Here is a 13,346-nt window from a genome sequence, read left to right as displayed (position 1 = left end):
TCCTCCCTTAATCCGCATCCGGCCATTTTCTTGATTCCATTTCTTCTTTTGTATAAATAATTTGCATCGGATTTCCACCGGCAAAAGCTCCGGCAGGAACATCTTTATGAACCAGTGTCGCAGCAGACACAATGGCCCCGTCCCCGATATGCACACCCGGTAATATCGTGGAGTTGGCACCGATCATCACCTCATCGCCGATATGCACTTCTCCGAGACGATATTCTGTTATTAAATATTCATGCGCTAAAATCGTGGTATTATAACCGATAATGCTATTATTCCCAACTTTTATTTTCTCCGGGAACATCGAATCAGGCATCGCCATTAAAGCAAATGACGTACGGTCCCCTACCTTCATATGCAGAAGATGCCGATACATCCAATTTTTCATCTGTAAAAAAGGTGTGTAACGCGCTATCTGAATCACCGCAAAATTTTTCACGATTTTCAAAAAGGACACCGTACTGTACATTTGCCATAGAGAGTTTGCTTTCGAATCTACTTTATACCTCTCTGTTCTCCGCATGACGTTCACCTGCCACTGTTAATAGATCCTGCATCGTATCCAAATAATAGGTTGGATGATAGTTTTTTAAAAAGTCCTCTGTTTTTTCAGACCAGCTGACCGCAGCCGTTTGTGTTCCTGCCCGCTGCCCGGAAACAATATCATGGAAATTGTCACCCACCATCAGCGTTGTCTCCGGAGTTGCATCAAGCAATCGTATTGCTTTTTCCACTGGTTCCGGGTCCGGCTTTTTATGAACCACATCATCGTACGTAATAATGACTGAAAAGAAATCCGTCAATCCAGTCAATTCCAACCCCATCATGACTGTTTTCTTGATTTTGGTACTTACAATACCCAGTGTGATTCCCTTATCATACAGCTTGTTTATCGTCTCGTAAACATCCGGGAAAGCTTCGACATACCGATCATGCTCTCCCATATTAAATTCCCGGTATACGGATACCATTTGTTCTGACAGTTCCGGATTAATATCATAAAATGTCTCCTGAAGCGGCGGACCATTCAAATTTTTGATTTCTTCCGGAGTGAAATGCATGTCAAAAGTATCAAATGTATGCTCAAACGAAGCTCGAATCAGCTCGTTCGTATTGATTAATGTGCCGTCTAAATCAAACAGAATGGTACGAATGTTCATGATGCATTTTCCTTTCTTCTTTCTTCCAAAAATAAGCAATGGTTATCGTTAAAATAATCGCTACTGTTAACCGTATGATCAATAAAGGCCAGACCGGAATTCCCAGCGGAATAAAGACAAGCGTATCTTCGACGACCGCGTGACAGGATACTAGAAAAATTAATGCCAAGTACATATCCTTCTTCGGCACATTATCTTCTTTCACTGCCTGCATCATTAAGCCGGCTCCATAAGCAAGACCAATTGTAAGCCCTGCAACCATTGTCATCGAAGCGCGCTTATCCATGCCAAGCAACTTCATCAAAGGAGCCATTTTTTCGGATATCGCATGCATCCAGCCCAGCTCCCGCATCAACTGCATAATCATCATCAATGGAATAACAATACAAGCTAACTGCACAATCGCTATCACAGCGGACTGTGCACCGTGAAGCCCAATTTCCCACCAGTTATTTAAAACCACGTCATCACCGGAAATAAACCCGTATTGAGCGAGCTCTCCTCCGCCATTCCAGAATAGATTGATAACCAGTCCGGACAGCGCAGCAAGTCCAACGCGTATTCCGACAATAATCCACCATTTGACACCTACCCTTGTCGCTACAGCAGATTCGATAAAAAGGTTATGGGAAAAGGACAGCATAACAGCCATAATAAATACTTCTTTGACGGTAAAATCAAAAGAAATAATCGCTGCGATACCGGCATATAAATTTAAACTATTCCCTAAAACAAGTGGAACAGCAGCTTCAGCTGACAAACCGAATAATCCCATAAGCGGTGATATGATATTCATAAACCAGGGGAAAACCGGCGTGAATTGCAATATGGTTATTATTAATGTAATCGGAAAAATAACTTTCCCCAGGGACAGGGTGGTCTTTAAACCCTGCATCAATCCCCTGTAAAGCATGCCTCGCATCTTCTTCCCTCATTTCCACTTCATACAATCCTTTTATTTCTTTTTCTTCTTTTTACGCTTATTTGTAGTTCCCTGCTTGGACGATTTCTTTTTCCCAGGTCTATCCAAGTAACGGACATTCGATGTCTTTATCAAGTACAGCATGATGATAACTCCTGCTATAATCGTTAAGATAGACACAACCTGTGCCGTTCTAAGTTCTCCAATAATATATAAACTATCTGTCCGCAGACCTTCTATAAAGAACCGGCCAATCGAATACGTGATTGCATATGTTAAAAATACCATGCCACGTTTCGGATTCGTTCTGCGGAACAATAACAGTCCGAAAAAGATAAGAAAATTCCAGGCAGATTCATATAAAAACGTTGGGTGATACATGACGCCGTCAATCACCATCTGGTTCATAATAAAATCCGGCAAATACTGATGAAAGCTTTCATAGGCCGCTTCCGAAATCGGGCCGCCATGCGCTTCCTGATTTACAAAATTCCCCCAGCGTCCAATCGCCTGCCCTAATATTAAACTCGGCGCAATCACATCGGCCAGCCGCCAAAAAGAAATTTTCTTGACTTTTGTAAAAACAATGGCGGTAATGACCCCGCCGATAACTGCTCCATGGATAGCAATTCCGCCTTCCCAGACGGCTATCATTTTCCAAAGAGGGCCATTCGCATATTGATCAAATTCAAAAATCACATAATAAATTCTTGCTGAAATAATCGCAATCGGCACAGCAAATATAATGAAATCCATAACGGTTTCTTTACCAAGTCCGACTCTTTCTGCTTCTCTCGTCGCTAAATAAACAGCCAATACAGCACCGACTGCAATGATAATACCGTACCAGTAGATTGTTAACGGTCCAAGTTCTAAAAATACCCGATCAATAGGAGCTCCTGTCCCAGTCATCAATATCCCTACCTCCTATTGTGGCGATTCCAAATCACCTTGTTCAATCATTTTTGTTAAACGATCCGAGAATTCTTCAGCTGTATTCACACCCATGCGTTTCAAACGGAAATTCATAGCTGCCACTTCAATAATAACAGCAAGGTTTCTCCCTGGTCTGACCGGGATAGTCGCTTGCGGCAAATGAACATCCATAATCTTCATGGTTTCTTCATCTAAACCTAAACGGTCATACTGTTTCTCCTCGTCCCAATTTTCCAATTGAATCACCATGGAAATCTTTTTTTTACTGCGGATAGAGCTCGCACCAAATAATGTCATCACATTGATGATTCCCAATCCCCGTATTTCCAGTAAATGTTCAATAAGTGCTGGCGCATTGCCAATCAGATTCTCATAATCCTCTTGACGGATCTCTACATTATCATCCGCAACCAGGCGGTGCCCGCGTTTGACTAATTCAAGCGCTGTCTCACTTTTACCAACACCGCTCTGCCCGATAATTAAGACACCGACACCATAAATATCGACTAAAACACCATGTATCGCTGTAAATGGTGCAAATTTAGATTCTAAGTAATTGGTTAAACGGCTTAAAACCCGTGTTGTTGTCCGTGGCGATTGGATAATCGGCACGCCGGAATTCTTAGAGGCTTCAATGAATTCTTCCGGTACATCCATCCCGCGGGAAATAATAATTCCCGGCGTTACATCCGTACATAGATTTTCAGCACGCTGCTGTCTTTCTGCTGCATTCAAACCCAGAAAGTATGCTAATTCTGTCTTTCCGATCAATTGCAGACGTTCTCTTGGATAATAATCAAAAAAGCCCGTCATTTCTAATCCTGGACGTGAAATATCACTGGTTATAATCTCGCGGTGAACGCCTTCTTCCCCTGCTACCAGTTGTAAATGAAACCTGTCCAATAAATCTTGTGTACAGACGGTTGAAACCATGATGAAGCTCCTTTCTTTATCAAAGCTAACTGTTATACATTTTAGCATAATCCTTTTAAAAAGCGTAGGGTTGAAGTTTTTTACAACTTCATAAAATGTGGTTCCTTTTTATCATACACGCAATCATTTCCTTATAATGATTTTGGGATTTTCCTTTTTTGAGTATCATAATCATACATTCTTTCAAATTTGTTGGACTTTCATACGGAAAAGCATTTGTTATTTTGAGGAACGCTGCACCGTATTTCATGAATAAAGGACAGTTGACCGGAAGATTAATAATACTTCGGTTAATAAATAAGCCTCTCTTCTAGTTTACATTTGTATACATCAAGGGAAATGGGTAAATAAACGTATCTATGAGAATGGTATGAATGAATCTGAAAGGAACAGAAAATAAAGAACACGAACTAAGGGAGGATCGTATGTATGTTTCAATCCTTATTTATATTTGTAGTTATTGGCATTTTAAACATCATTGAAACCGTACACTATGTCCAAAATGGGGAAACTTTTTTTGGTAATCGGTTAGGCGTTATTTGGTTATTGTGGGGAGTTGCTACCATTTCTTTAATTGCCTTTTATTTTTTGAGAAAGAAACAACAAGAGAGGTTTTGGAAAATCTCACAAGAATCATTTGATATGGACAGAGAGCTTGATACAACAGAAAGCGATTATTTTTATCAAATGCCGTTTACTAGGCTTTTTGATAAAATGCCTAGTATGATAAAGGGCGATCATGATTTTACATTTCAATTGTATTTTAAAAATCTGTGGTATAAATTTCTTACTCTTTTTCAAGTTCTTCCGGCATCATCAGGAACTACAGTCAATTCCGATCAGAATACAGTGAAAGTAGTTCCAGATAAAATATTTCGCCCCAAATTTTATTATGATGTGTATTGGAATGAAACTTTTTACGGCAGGCTGCGGTCGAAAGGATTTTTTAAAGAAGGCGGAAGTAAAAAGTACTTGCATTTTATATTTACTACAAGCGAGGAGGAGACATTCACGATACAGAGCGATTATTTTAGTATGGAAACCAAGATTCAAGATACAGAAGAAAATGAACTCCTTACTGCAAAACGTACCTACTTTGATTTAGCCAAAGATGAAAAAACAAATAGAAGAGGCGAGCAGCACCATATTCAGGTAGCTGAATCGAAGCTGCCAAATGAAATATTGTTATCTCTGTATGTTCAAGTTATGGGGGTACGGTAAAAAGTTTCCAGGAAATAAATATTTAGCTTTCTTAATCATATAGAATGAACCACCCCCCCTTGTAAACAGCTTCTTTTGCATCATATATCCCTGCAAAAAAGCATTCCCAGCGTAGGTATTCCTGTTGTGGAAGTTTTTATATTGTATCTCCAAACCATTCGATTGACTCCATCCCCTTTTCACGCTGACATCAAGCGACATTTACAATAAATCACCTATTATAAGAACCCTTTCTGCTGGTTATTCGGTCGTACTTTTAACCGTATCCGAAATGGGTTCTTTTTTTATGAGTTTTATATATTTTTTGTTACTTGCTCAATTTTCGCACTTTAAAAAGTAACTTCCGTTCCAAAAGAATAAGAATTGACAAAAATGATAAGGTAAAGTGGTAAAGTGTAAGGCGATCGCTGCGGCGGACCGTTTTGCTTTCCTAGGGGCACGCTCTTCAGCTAACTTTTGCCAAGAAGAGCGCTTGGCAAAAGTGGATCTTCAGAGGGTGCTGATCCCTCAGGAGTCAAAACGGTCCGCCTCCGCTTGGTGGGATGTTCAATATATGAAATAGCTGAACAAATAAACGTAGATCAGACAGAACACATTTTTCGTGGTGTATGGTAAAAATGTTCAGCAAGCATTTCTTTCTCTGCATGAATGCTATTATTTTATCTCACTTCATCAGGATGTTATTTCTTACAAACGCTGTAGCATCCTATTAGAGCGCAGGCCAACCACGTAGACTCCTAAGTGGTTTGCAGGCTAAAACCGTGACTCCTGTCACAACGCCTGCACTTGCACGTCCTGGGGCTGCGCTTACTCGCCCCATCGAAAACATTTGTGCATCGCAGGGCGAGCTGAAGATCCACTTGAAAAGCGGTCTTCTTTTCAAGTTAGCTGAAGCCGTCCCCATGGAAAGCGGAGGGCTTGGCCGGAGCGGAAGCTATACACCATATCCTGTTCAAAAAGCGAAGGATGATTTAACGAGAAGCAAGCATGATAATAGAGATCATGTTCATTCTGAAACAGGAAGGTTTATATGCTTATTCTTAGGTGCAAAAGTTGAGTTACTTGGCAAAAAAGATTACGATTTTTTAGTTTTGTGAATAACTCAAGTAAAAGGATTATTTTTCTGTACATTATAGTTGAAAAATATATAGCGTTTGTTATTATATATAGTGTGCATATACATTATATATAATAACAAACGAATAAAATTTTCGTAATCTAATAGGACAGGAGGAACGTATATTGAAAAATACATACATATTCTTACTCGGAGGATGGGCGACAGCCACTGTAGGATTATTTTTAGCTACAGTGGCAGGAACAATTGCTGAAGAACAGTTTTTAATTACTGGAAACGCTCGTCAACTTATCCAAGCAGCTGTTATGAGTGCTATCGTCGTTCCAATTATTTTGCGCTTATATGCTAAACTTCACAAGCAGACAGGGCAAACTCAAAAACCAGCCTATTCTATTAAAAGGAGTCATCACTTTTTCACTGGTTTCTTTTTTGTAACTGGATTAGCGTTCGCAGGATTATTCTCAGCAAGTACATTGGGCTGGTTAGAAATTAAACAATGGCATGCGCCGAGCAGCTGGTTCTATCCTTTTGTTATAAATATGATGATAGCATTTTTCTTTGAAGCACTCCCGGAAGAGTTAGCTTTACGAGGGCTCGTTTTTGATACATTAAGAGGACGTTTTGCTACTTGGGTATCTGTTATTATGCAAACACTGATCTTTATGGCAGTCGCCTTTAGTGTTTCCGTTCTGCAAACATTGGTTGGAATAGGCAGCTTGAGTATTACAATCATTTCTAATTTGGTGCTCTTTTTTATTTTCGGGATTGCTTTAGCTTTGATTCGTGTATACACCGGAAGTTTATGGGCATCCATTGGCTTTCATTTAGGATACCTGGAAATGACTCGATTTCTCGTCATACCTACCGAATATGGAGCGAAGCCCATTGTCAGCTTCGAGGAAAATCTCCCATATGGAAGTAACATATTCTTTATCATTGGTGTGATGCTATTTGGAGCGATTATTATATTACTTTTTTTACTTTCAATAAGAAAATGGATGGCAAAAAGAAATAATACCCTTCCTTTATAAAACTTTAGGAAAATATGAATTTATGATTGTTGTAATCTTTGAAAATAAAGAGCCACATGACACATTCATTCTCAAAAGAATAAGTAATGTGGCTTTTGGCAAACTTACATTTTAATCATCATATGTCTTTGATAGACCTTTTCCCCTTTGCGATGGGCAAATGCCATATCCTATATGTAACTTCTACGGCTATTAATCGCATATATGCACTATTTTTTTAACCAGCGTTTACTTACTAAATGCAGCCTTAAGTAAATAGACAACATCATATTGTTCCAACTCATGCATATGGCCCGCAGCATCTTCATAAAAATCTGTTGTAAGTGAATTGATACCATTTTCATCAGAAGAATAAGAAATATTGGCTACGACTACTTCGCCATTGTCTAAAGCAGCTTGCTCCGGAATACTCCCCCACACACTCGCCATGCTCTCTAAGTCGTTTAACTCTGTATCCGGTACATCGATTGAAGTCAAATTCCCCTCAGTGCCAACGCCAATATGAAAGCTATTATTGTTTTCATTAACACCTTCTGAAAGTGTAAAAATAATGGAGCCGCTTTGCTCAACCTCCGTTGTCAGATGAGCTAATCGATCATCAACCAACTTACCTGCTTCATATTTTTCAATCCATACAGCTGCTTCCTTATACGCATCATCTATATTGAAATCAAATACAAATGATTTATCTGAAGCAGTGGAAAGTATAGCGTCTTCCCTTTCTGTTAATTCACTAACAGAAAGGGTATTCGCGTCCGAGTCAGTTTTGCTGCAGGCAACTAAAGTTGATATAGATCCAAATGGCTGTCTATTCTTGCTGAAGTAAAAAGGTTGATGAGAGAAAACGTTCCACCACATGCTCCAGAAGCGCAACAAGTGTTTTTAGATATCAATGATTTATTTATAAAAATCGTCCCGGAGGACCTCATTACAAAAAATATCGATAAATGGGAGAAGCAATTAGAATCTACTAAAGTAGCGGATGATTTTGTAGTTCCGACTTTCTGGTTCAAAGAGGAAGAAGCTTATATGGAGGAAATCGCTAAAGCGATGGAACAGCAGTATCAAGAGGACAAAGAAAAATAACGGAATGAAAAAGTCCGAAGCTTTAGTCGATTTTAATTAAAGCATATTAGAGCTGTCAGGACTTTTTTCTTTGTTATTAATTGAAAGGAATATGATTAAAATTTCACAAAATAAATTATTTAGCTTTTAGTTAAGGTTATCTATATTCAAGACTTTTTCAATAACTGGATGTAATCTCTGGCACCATGTAGAATTCTATATATTAGTACAGTATTTTCAATTACCCGATAAAAAGAAATATAAGGCTCCGTTATAATCATTCGAAAATCGTAATGATTTAGAGATTTATGATTAATTTTAAGACCAGCATAAGGAAATATCTCAAGCTGTTTTAGAGAAGACATAATTCTTTGCAATACTTCCTCCGCTGCTTGTGGATTATCTAACAAAATATAATCAAATATTTCATCCAGGTCAGTATCAGCTTCCGTAAGCAATTCAACTTTATAACTTGTCATCAATTTTCTTCCTGATTCTTTTATATGCAGAATCGAGCGAAGTTGTTTTTTCTTTATTTAATCGTTGTTCTTCTGCGATTAATAATTTTTCTTTTAACTCAATTATCGCTTCTCTTTTTTCAAAAGCATCAATACTCATTAAAACAAGGTCCCCTTCTCCATTTTTAGTGATATACACAGGTTTTTCTTCTTCATGAGCAATTTGGGAAATAGTATTATAATCATTTCTTAAAGAGGTAGACGGCTTAATTATCATTTTTAAAAACCTCCTATCCATTTATTATAGTATTATAATACCACAATTATTATATTATATGTAGTTTGCTTTTGTTTGCCCTGATTAGCAGATGATTTTATAGCCCCGAATTAGAGGAAGAAGCCTATATGGAGGAAATCGCTAAAGCGATGGAACAGAATTATAAAGAGAACAAGGAAAAATAATGGAATGAAAAAGTCCGTAGCTTCAACCTATATAAAATAGAATGATATGCTTGTCCAGACTTTTTCACTCGATTTTCTTATGTGTACTTTTAAGAAAAATATAATTCTGTCAACCTTCTTATATCAATTTCATTTGAAACATTGATAAAATATGGCGCTTGCCATGCTTGTGTTTTTTTAGCAGCGTTATTTAACGAATTTTCCCAAGAAGGATATACTCTTATTGCCATTTTCCCTTTGTTACCAGCAGTTCTTAATATTCCTTTCTCTAAAAGAAGAGATTTGGGAAAAATAAACTGACCTTTCAAGTCCTTATCTATAATTGAAATTACTATTTTATTCGGGCTTTCACTGTACGCATAAGCCTGGTTACAATGATTTACATCTTTTTCCCAGAAAACGACAAAGTAGCCATCTTTCTTTAGTGTTCGTTTAGCTAAACGACTCCTATAGTTATTATCATTTATATGAAAAGTAGTTCCCTCATATTCCATATTTTGCGGCTCGTTCAATATGTTTGTGATTTCATCATCTGTGCCAGAAAGTAATTCTTTCATTAGGTTTATCGATTTTAGCATTTTTCTTCTCATCCTTTGAATTTCTGCTTATTCCACCGCAATATATATTTCTGTCTGCCCATCTGCCGGATCAATATCACCAGCATAATATTCAAAATCACCAGTGAATGTCCGACAATTCTCAGGCAGCTTCTGCCATTCCCAAATAGCTGCCCATGCTTGTGGAACCTTTTCCACGATTGGACCTTTTTCAGTTACAAATACAGCATAATTCGCTTCCGGAACGGTAAAAGTTTGAATGCCTTCTAAATTCGGAACTACGGAATCAGCCGCTACCTTTACACTCAACATAATTTCATATGGCCCTTTATCTTCTTGCTGATAATGAAAATAGCAACCGTAATATCCCGCTTCACGAATGTTTACACCTAGCTGCTTCCCAATATTTTCTGTGAAAAAGCGTTCAAATAGCGCGCCTATCTTTCCATTTCCTAGCTGCTCTGCTTCATTTGTAGTTACCGCACTGACTCCTGCTAATGTAAAAGCTGGCCTTTTCTCGATCCGGACTGGTTTTATATTTCCAGCTGATTTATCCTGCTTCATGCCTTATCAAACTCCTTATCTATGTGATAATAGCTATTATAAAGTAGGAAACCTGACAGCTGTCTGTCTAGTTTATTCAACTTATTGATACATTTTTATAATTTGAGCTGCACGCTCTGCAATAACATCTCGTAAATGAACGGGCTCTAGCACTTCCACATGAAATCCAAAGCTTAGAATAAAGCTGTATAACCATTCATCTTCAGGATAAGCTTTCTTCACCAGCCATGCCCCATCCTCAGTTGGGACAAGCTCTTCTGCATCAAACCAATCTTCCGCTAAATGACGCACGTCTCTCTGAAAACGTAAAACTACCTCGTTATTATTGGAGCTGGATGATTGTTTTCCGCTTATCTGCTTTTGTTTTGGTAAAGTTCTACGAGTAAAACTTGCTTCTGCATCAACGGACAAAGATTTCATTCTGCGTAATTTAAATAAACGAAACTGCTCTCTGTCTAAGCAGTATGCTTGGACATACCAATGTCTTCCTTTGAGAATTAATGTATGCGGTTCTGCTGTTCGCTGCGTCAACTTACCTTCCGCATCCGAGTATGTAAATACGATAAATAGACAGTTATCTATTGCCTTTTCAATACACTTCAATTTTTCTTGGAGGCGTGTACTATGATCCCAAGGTGAATAATCAATGAGAACACGACTTGTTTTACTTTGAAAAACTTCGACATCATTAGGAGGTACGATACTATTCATTTTTTCCATCAATTGCTGATGCTGCACTTTTTCATATGAAGTAGATAAACTCCGTAGTGCTGTCACAATTTCAGCCAATTCATCATTGGTTAACAGATTACGATCCAATCGATAACCTTCCGCAAGTCCGATGCCGCCATGAGCTCCCTGATAGGTCACGATAGGAATGCCGGCTGCATTAATTGCATCAATATCTCTATAAATCGTCCGTACAGATACTTCAAATCGTTCTGCTAAATCTTTTGCCTGCAGCATCCGATGATTTATCAATAATATGATAATGGACAGTAGTCTTTCTAATTTCATAATTCTCTCCTCCAAGCCAGCAGTATCTTAATATTATTCATTTTAATGCATAAAGAAAAAGCCAGGCAACAACCTGACTCTCTCTTTTACCTTATATCTCGAACAACACTGTTTAAAATCATCGAAATCAATGAAATCACAATGGAAGCAATAAATGCTGTGCCAAAACCTTCAATAATAAAATCAGGACCGATAAGCGCCTGCGTAATCATCAAGGTAATCGCATTGATAACAATTAAGAATAAACCAAATGTAATCACCGTAATTGGCAAAGTCAAAATAACCAAAATCGGCTTCACAAAAATATTCAATATAGCTAAAATCAAGCTGGCTAACAGCGCCGTGCCAAACCCTTCAAGCTGAAAAGAATCAAAAATCTGGGCAACGGCGATCAGTGCGACAGCATTTAATACTAATGAAATAATCCCCCGAAGTAACATTAATACACGTCTCCTCTAGGCATAATAAAGGCGGCGATGATATAGACAATCGCTAATGTGGAAAAACTCGGGATAAGCAGGATTAAGAATATAATTCGGAGCAGTGTCGGATCCACATTTAAATACTCTCCTAATCCGCCAAGAACGCCGGCAAGAATTTTATTGGTTTCGGAACGATATAATCTTTTCATGAAAGTACCTCCTCAGGTAATTGGTTTGCCATTTATTGATTCAAGCATATGTGTGCTTCTATTCTTATATACGAAAATAGAAATGAAAAAGTTTCATTTCTATTTTCCCGCATCGTATTCTTTTTAAACAAAACAATTATTTGGAGTTGTCTTTAGCAAAATCCCAAGTATAAAAACGTTCTATCGCCTGGCCTTCAATCAATTCATTTTTCACTTCTTCATCGATTTCATCCATTTTTTTAAACCAGCCAAACATACCTGCCACCTGTGAGTCGTGAGACAGAACTGTTTGCAGCTTGGTATCAAAAGTGTCATGAACATCATTAACGATATCCGGACTTCCTAAATCTTCTTCATGACCATTCGAGAAAGCCTGCGCCCATACTTTTGGCCTTTCCTCCGGATTCATTTCTTCGACTGCTTGAATCGCAGCAGCTCCCAGGGCATTATGATCCGGGTGCACAGCATAGCCGGGATAATGCGTGATGACAAGGGATGGTTTGATAGCTTCCAAATACCCTCTTAAATGGTCAGCTACCTCTTGTTTGTCTTCAAATTCAATTGTTTTATCACGGTATCCAAGCATTTTCAATTCAATATCCAGGGTTTCACAAGCCTGTTTCAATTCTTTTTTGCGAATTTCAGGCAAGGATTCCCGATTTGCAAATGTTGGATTCCCCATATTTCTTCCCATTTGTCCTAACGTTCCACATAAATACGTAACCGGCACACCTTCTTTTCGAAACTGTGCGATGGAACCGGACGCTCCAAATGCTTCATCATCCGGATGTGGATAAATCACAACAACATGTTTCTCCATTTCGTTCACCTGTCTTTCTGAAATCAAACTATATCATTCGTGTCTGTTATTATTGTTGAAACGGTGTCTCGCTGATTTCCAATGACACCATTAACCGACCCTCGTCGTCATGACCAGCCATAAGCAATTGATCTTCCTGGTATATCGTCCAATCCGTCAATCCTTCCGCATAAATCCAGCCAAGCTCCATTTTCAAACCGACACGGTAGGAATTTCCGTCCCCGATAATTTTTGCATTCTCATATTTCACTTTTGCATTCCGTATATATGCGCCAACATTATAAGCATTGGCATCTAAATGACTCGCATAAGCACCATTTGTTGTCTCTAAATGGACATATACATCTTTATTTAAGTAACTGTCCAGCGCCTGCTGAACTTTTTCCATTTCTATCGGCTTCATGTTTCAACCTCCAATTCTACTCTTTTACTCTATCGAAATGCAGACACAGCGTCAAATGAATAGCTTCATAAAAATGAAAACT

Annotated in this window: 19 protein-coding genes; 4 read left to right on the top strand and 15 right to left on the bottom strand. The window is 38.4% G+C overall.

Going from position 1 to position 13,346, the window contains the following annotated elements; all coding sequences use genetic code 11:
- Positions 1–7: 7 nt before the first annotated feature.
- From B7E05_RS06010 to hprK, 5 genes are read right to left on the bottom strand one after another with little or no spacing between them, the layout of a single operon-like run.
- On the bottom strand, positions 8–529 hold the full coding sequence (locus B7E05_RS06010; protein WP_080873325.1) for an acyltransferase: 522 nt from the start codon (positions 527–529) through the stop codon (positions 8–10).
- The gene (gene ppaX / locus B7E05_RS06005) at positions 507–1,166 is read right to left on the bottom strand and encodes a pyrophosphatase PpaX (RefSeq protein WP_080873324.1); all 660 of its coding nucleotides are present in this window, start codon (positions 1,164–1,166) and stop codon (positions 507–509) included. The genes B7E05_RS06010 and ppaX overlap by 23 nt, the downstream gene beginning before the upstream one ends.
- Positions 1,141–2,088 carry a nucleoside recognition domain-containing protein gene (locus B7E05_RS06000; RefSeq protein ID WP_080873323.1) on the bottom strand — a complete coding sequence of 316 codons (948 nt, stop codon included), beginning with the start codon at positions 2,086–2,088 and terminating at the stop codon, positions 1,141–1,143. Before B7E05_RS06000 ends, ppaX begins: the two co-directional genes overlap by 26 nt.
- A 33-nt stretch (positions 2,089–2,121) precedes the next feature.
- Complete coding sequence (gene lgt / locus B7E05_RS05995; RefSeq protein ID WP_080873321.1) at positions 2,122–3,000, bottom strand: prolipoprotein diacylglyceryl transferase; 879 nt, start codon at positions 2,998–3,000, stop codon at positions 2,122–2,124.
- 15 nt (positions 3,001–3,015) lie between these two features.
- A complete protein-coding gene (gene hprK / locus B7E05_RS05990; protein ID WP_080873320.1) occupies positions 3,016–3,957 on the bottom strand; it encodes an HPr(Ser) kinase/phosphatase in 942 nt (313 codons plus the stop codon).
- Positions 3,958–4,386: 429 nt separating this feature from the next.
- Here hprK and B7E05_RS05985 point away from each other — a divergent pair, with 429 nt between their 5' ends.
- The 3 genes from B7E05_RS05985 (at position 4,387) to B7E05_RS05975 (ending at position 7,287) form a co-directional block, all read left to right on the top strand.
- Positions 4,387–5,178, top strand: a complete 792-nt coding sequence (locus B7E05_RS05985; protein WP_080873319.1) for a hypothetical protein — start codon at positions 4,387–4,389, stop codon at positions 5,176–5,178.
- 761 nt (positions 5,179–5,939) lie between these two features.
- Complete coding sequence (locus B7E05_RS05980; protein ID WP_080873317.1) at positions 5,940–6,275, top strand: hypothetical protein; 336 nt, start codon at positions 5,940–5,942, stop codon at positions 6,273–6,275.
- A gap of 145 nt (positions 6,276–6,420) precedes the next feature.
- Positions 6,421–7,287 (top strand): CPBP family intramembrane glutamic endopeptidase, encoded by an 867-nt coding sequence (locus tag B7E05_RS05975; protein ID WP_080873316.1) that lies wholly within the window; start codon positions 6,421–6,423, stop codon positions 7,285–7,287.
- A gap of 228 nt (positions 7,288–7,515) precedes the next feature.
- Here B7E05_RS05975 and B7E05_RS05970 read toward each other — a convergent pair whose 3' ends face one another.
- Positions 7,516–8,145, bottom strand: coding sequence for a hypothetical protein (locus B7E05_RS05970; protein WP_080873315.1), 630 nt, complete (start codon positions 8,143–8,145; stop codon positions 7,516–7,518).
- Here B7E05_RS05970 and B7E05_RS05965 point away from each other — a divergent pair.
- A complete protein-coding gene (locus tag B7E05_RS05965; RefSeq protein ID WP_143833186.1) occupies positions 8,122–8,373 on the top strand; it encodes a hypothetical protein in 252 nt (83 codons plus the stop codon). The two genes, B7E05_RS05970 and B7E05_RS05965, sit on opposite strands and share 24 nt — an antisense overlap.
- Positions 8,374–8,519: 146 nt before the next feature.
- On the opposite strand, the gene B7E05_RS05960 is transcribed toward B7E05_RS05965, so the two are convergent.
- The 9 genes from B7E05_RS05960 to B7E05_RS05920 form a co-directional block, all read right to left on the bottom strand.
- A complete protein-coding gene (locus tag B7E05_RS05960) occupies positions 8,520–8,831 on the bottom strand; it encodes a type II toxin-antitoxin system RelE/ParE family toxin (protein WP_080873312.1) in 312 nt (103 codons plus the stop codon).
- Positions 8,818–9,087 carry a type II toxin-antitoxin system prevent-host-death family antitoxin gene (locus tag B7E05_RS05955; RefSeq protein ID WP_080873311.1) on the bottom strand — a complete coding sequence of 90 codons (270 nt, stop codon included), beginning with the start codon at positions 9,085–9,087 and terminating at the stop codon, positions 8,818–8,820. Before B7E05_RS05955 ends, B7E05_RS05960 begins: the two co-directional genes overlap by 14 nt.
- Positions 9,088–9,361: 274 nt before the next feature.
- A complete protein-coding gene (locus B7E05_RS05950) occupies positions 9,362–9,850 on the bottom strand; it encodes a MepB family protein (RefSeq protein WP_080873309.1) in 489 nt (162 codons plus the stop codon).
- Positions 9,851–9,877: 27 nt separating this feature from the next.
- A complete protein-coding gene (locus B7E05_RS05945; protein ID WP_080873308.1) occupies positions 9,878–10,393 on the bottom strand; it encodes a GyrI-like domain-containing protein in 516 nt (171 codons plus the stop codon).
- Between the two features lie 81 nt (positions 10,394–10,474).
- On the bottom strand, positions 10,475–11,410 hold the full coding sequence (locus B7E05_RS05940) for a helix-turn-helix transcriptional regulator (RefSeq protein WP_080873307.1): 936 nt from the start codon (positions 11,408–11,410) through the stop codon (positions 10,475–10,477).
- A gap of 86 nt (positions 11,411–11,496) precedes the next feature.
- A complete protein-coding gene (locus B7E05_RS05935; protein WP_080873305.1) occupies positions 11,497–11,850 on the bottom strand; it encodes a phage holin family protein in 354 nt (117 codons plus the stop codon).
- The gene (locus tag B7E05_RS05930) at positions 11,850–12,041 is read right to left on the bottom strand and encodes a PspC domain-containing protein (RefSeq protein WP_080873304.1); all 192 of its coding nucleotides are present in this window, start codon (positions 12,039–12,041) and stop codon (positions 11,850–11,852) included. The genes B7E05_RS05935 and B7E05_RS05930 overlap by 1 nt, the downstream gene beginning before the upstream one ends.
- 136 nt (positions 12,042–12,177) lie before the next feature.
- Positions 12,178–12,861 (bottom strand): bacillithiol biosynthesis deacetylase BshB2, encoded by a 684-nt coding sequence (gene bshB2 / locus B7E05_RS05925; protein ID WP_080873302.1) that lies wholly within the window; start codon positions 12,859–12,861, stop codon positions 12,178–12,180.
- Between the two features lie 49 nt (positions 12,862–12,910).
- Positions 12,911–13,264: a YojF family protein gene (locus B7E05_RS05920; RefSeq protein WP_080873300.1), complete on the bottom strand. Its 354-nt coding sequence runs from the start codon at positions 13,262–13,264 to the stop codon at positions 12,911–12,913.
- Positions 13,265–13,346: the final 82 nt, after the last annotated feature.

The organism is Oceanobacillus timonensis, from assembly GCF_900166635.1.
Classification (GTDB): domain Bacteria; phylum Bacillota; class Bacilli; order Bacillales; family Amphibacillaceae; genus Oceanobacillus; species Oceanobacillus timonensis.
Note: the sequence above shows the minus strand (reverse complement) of the source record. Positions and strands in the feature narration are given on the sequence as shown.

Coding starts and splice junctions, on each gene's coding strand:
- B7E05_RS06010 (WP_080873325.1), bottom strand. CDS start 529: ATGCGGAGAACAGAGAGGTATAAAGTAGATTCGAAAGCAAACTCTCTA.
- ppaX (WP_080873324.1), bottom strand. CDS start 1,166: ATGAACATTCGTACCATTCTGTTTGATTTAGACGGCACATTAATCAAT.
- B7E05_RS06000 (WP_080873323.1), bottom strand. CDS start 2,088: ATGCGAGGCATGCTTTACAGGGGATTGATGCAGGGTTTAAAGACCACC.
- lgt (WP_080873321.1), bottom strand. CDS start 3,000: ATGACTGGGACAGGAGCTCCTATTGATCGGGTATTTTTAGAACTTGGA.
- hprK (WP_080873320.1), bottom strand. CDS start 3,957: ATGGTTTCAACCGTCTGTACACAAGATTTATTGGACAGGTTTCATTTA.
- B7E05_RS05985 (WP_080873319.1), top strand. CDS start 4,387: ATGTTTCAATCCTTATTTATATTTGTAGTTATTGGCATTTTAAACATC.
- B7E05_RS05965 (WP_143833186.1), top strand. CDS start 8,122: ATGAGAGAAAACGTTCCACCACATGCTCCAGAAGCGCAACAAGTGTTT.
- B7E05_RS05970 (WP_080873315.1), bottom strand. CDS start 8,145: ATGTGGTGGAACGTTTTCTCTCATCAACCTTTTTACTTCAGCAAGAAT.
- B7E05_RS05960 (WP_080873312.1), bottom strand. CDS start 8,831: ATGACAAGTTATAAAGTTGAATTGCTTACGGAAGCTGATACTGACCTG.
- B7E05_RS05955 (WP_080873311.1), bottom strand. CDS start 9,087: ATGATAATTAAGCCGTCTACCTCTTTAAGAAATGATTATAATACTATT.
- B7E05_RS05950 (WP_080873309.1), bottom strand. CDS start 9,850: ATGCTAAAATCGATAAACCTAATGAAAGAATTACTTTCTGGCACAGAT.
- B7E05_RS05945 (WP_080873308.1), bottom strand. CDS start 10,393: ATGAAGCAGGATAAATCAGCTGGAAATATAAAACCAGTCCGGATCGAG.
- B7E05_RS05940 (WP_080873307.1), bottom strand. CDS start 11,410: ATGAAATTAGAAAGACTACTGTCCATTATCATATTATTGATAAATCAT.
- B7E05_RS05935 (WP_080873305.1), bottom strand. CDS start 11,850: ATGTTACTTCGGGGGATTATTTCATTAGTATTAAATGCTGTCGCACTG.
- B7E05_RS05930 (WP_080873304.1), bottom strand. CDS start 12,041: ATGAAAAGATTATATCGTTCCGAAACCAATAAAATTCTTGCCGGCGTT.
- bshB2 (WP_080873302.1), bottom strand. CDS start 12,861: ATGGAGAAACATGTTGTTGTGATTTATCCACATCCGGATGATGAAGCA.
- B7E05_RS05920 (WP_080873300.1), bottom strand. CDS start 13,264: ATGAAGCCGATAGAAATGGAAAAAGTTCAGCAGGCGCTGGACAGTTAC.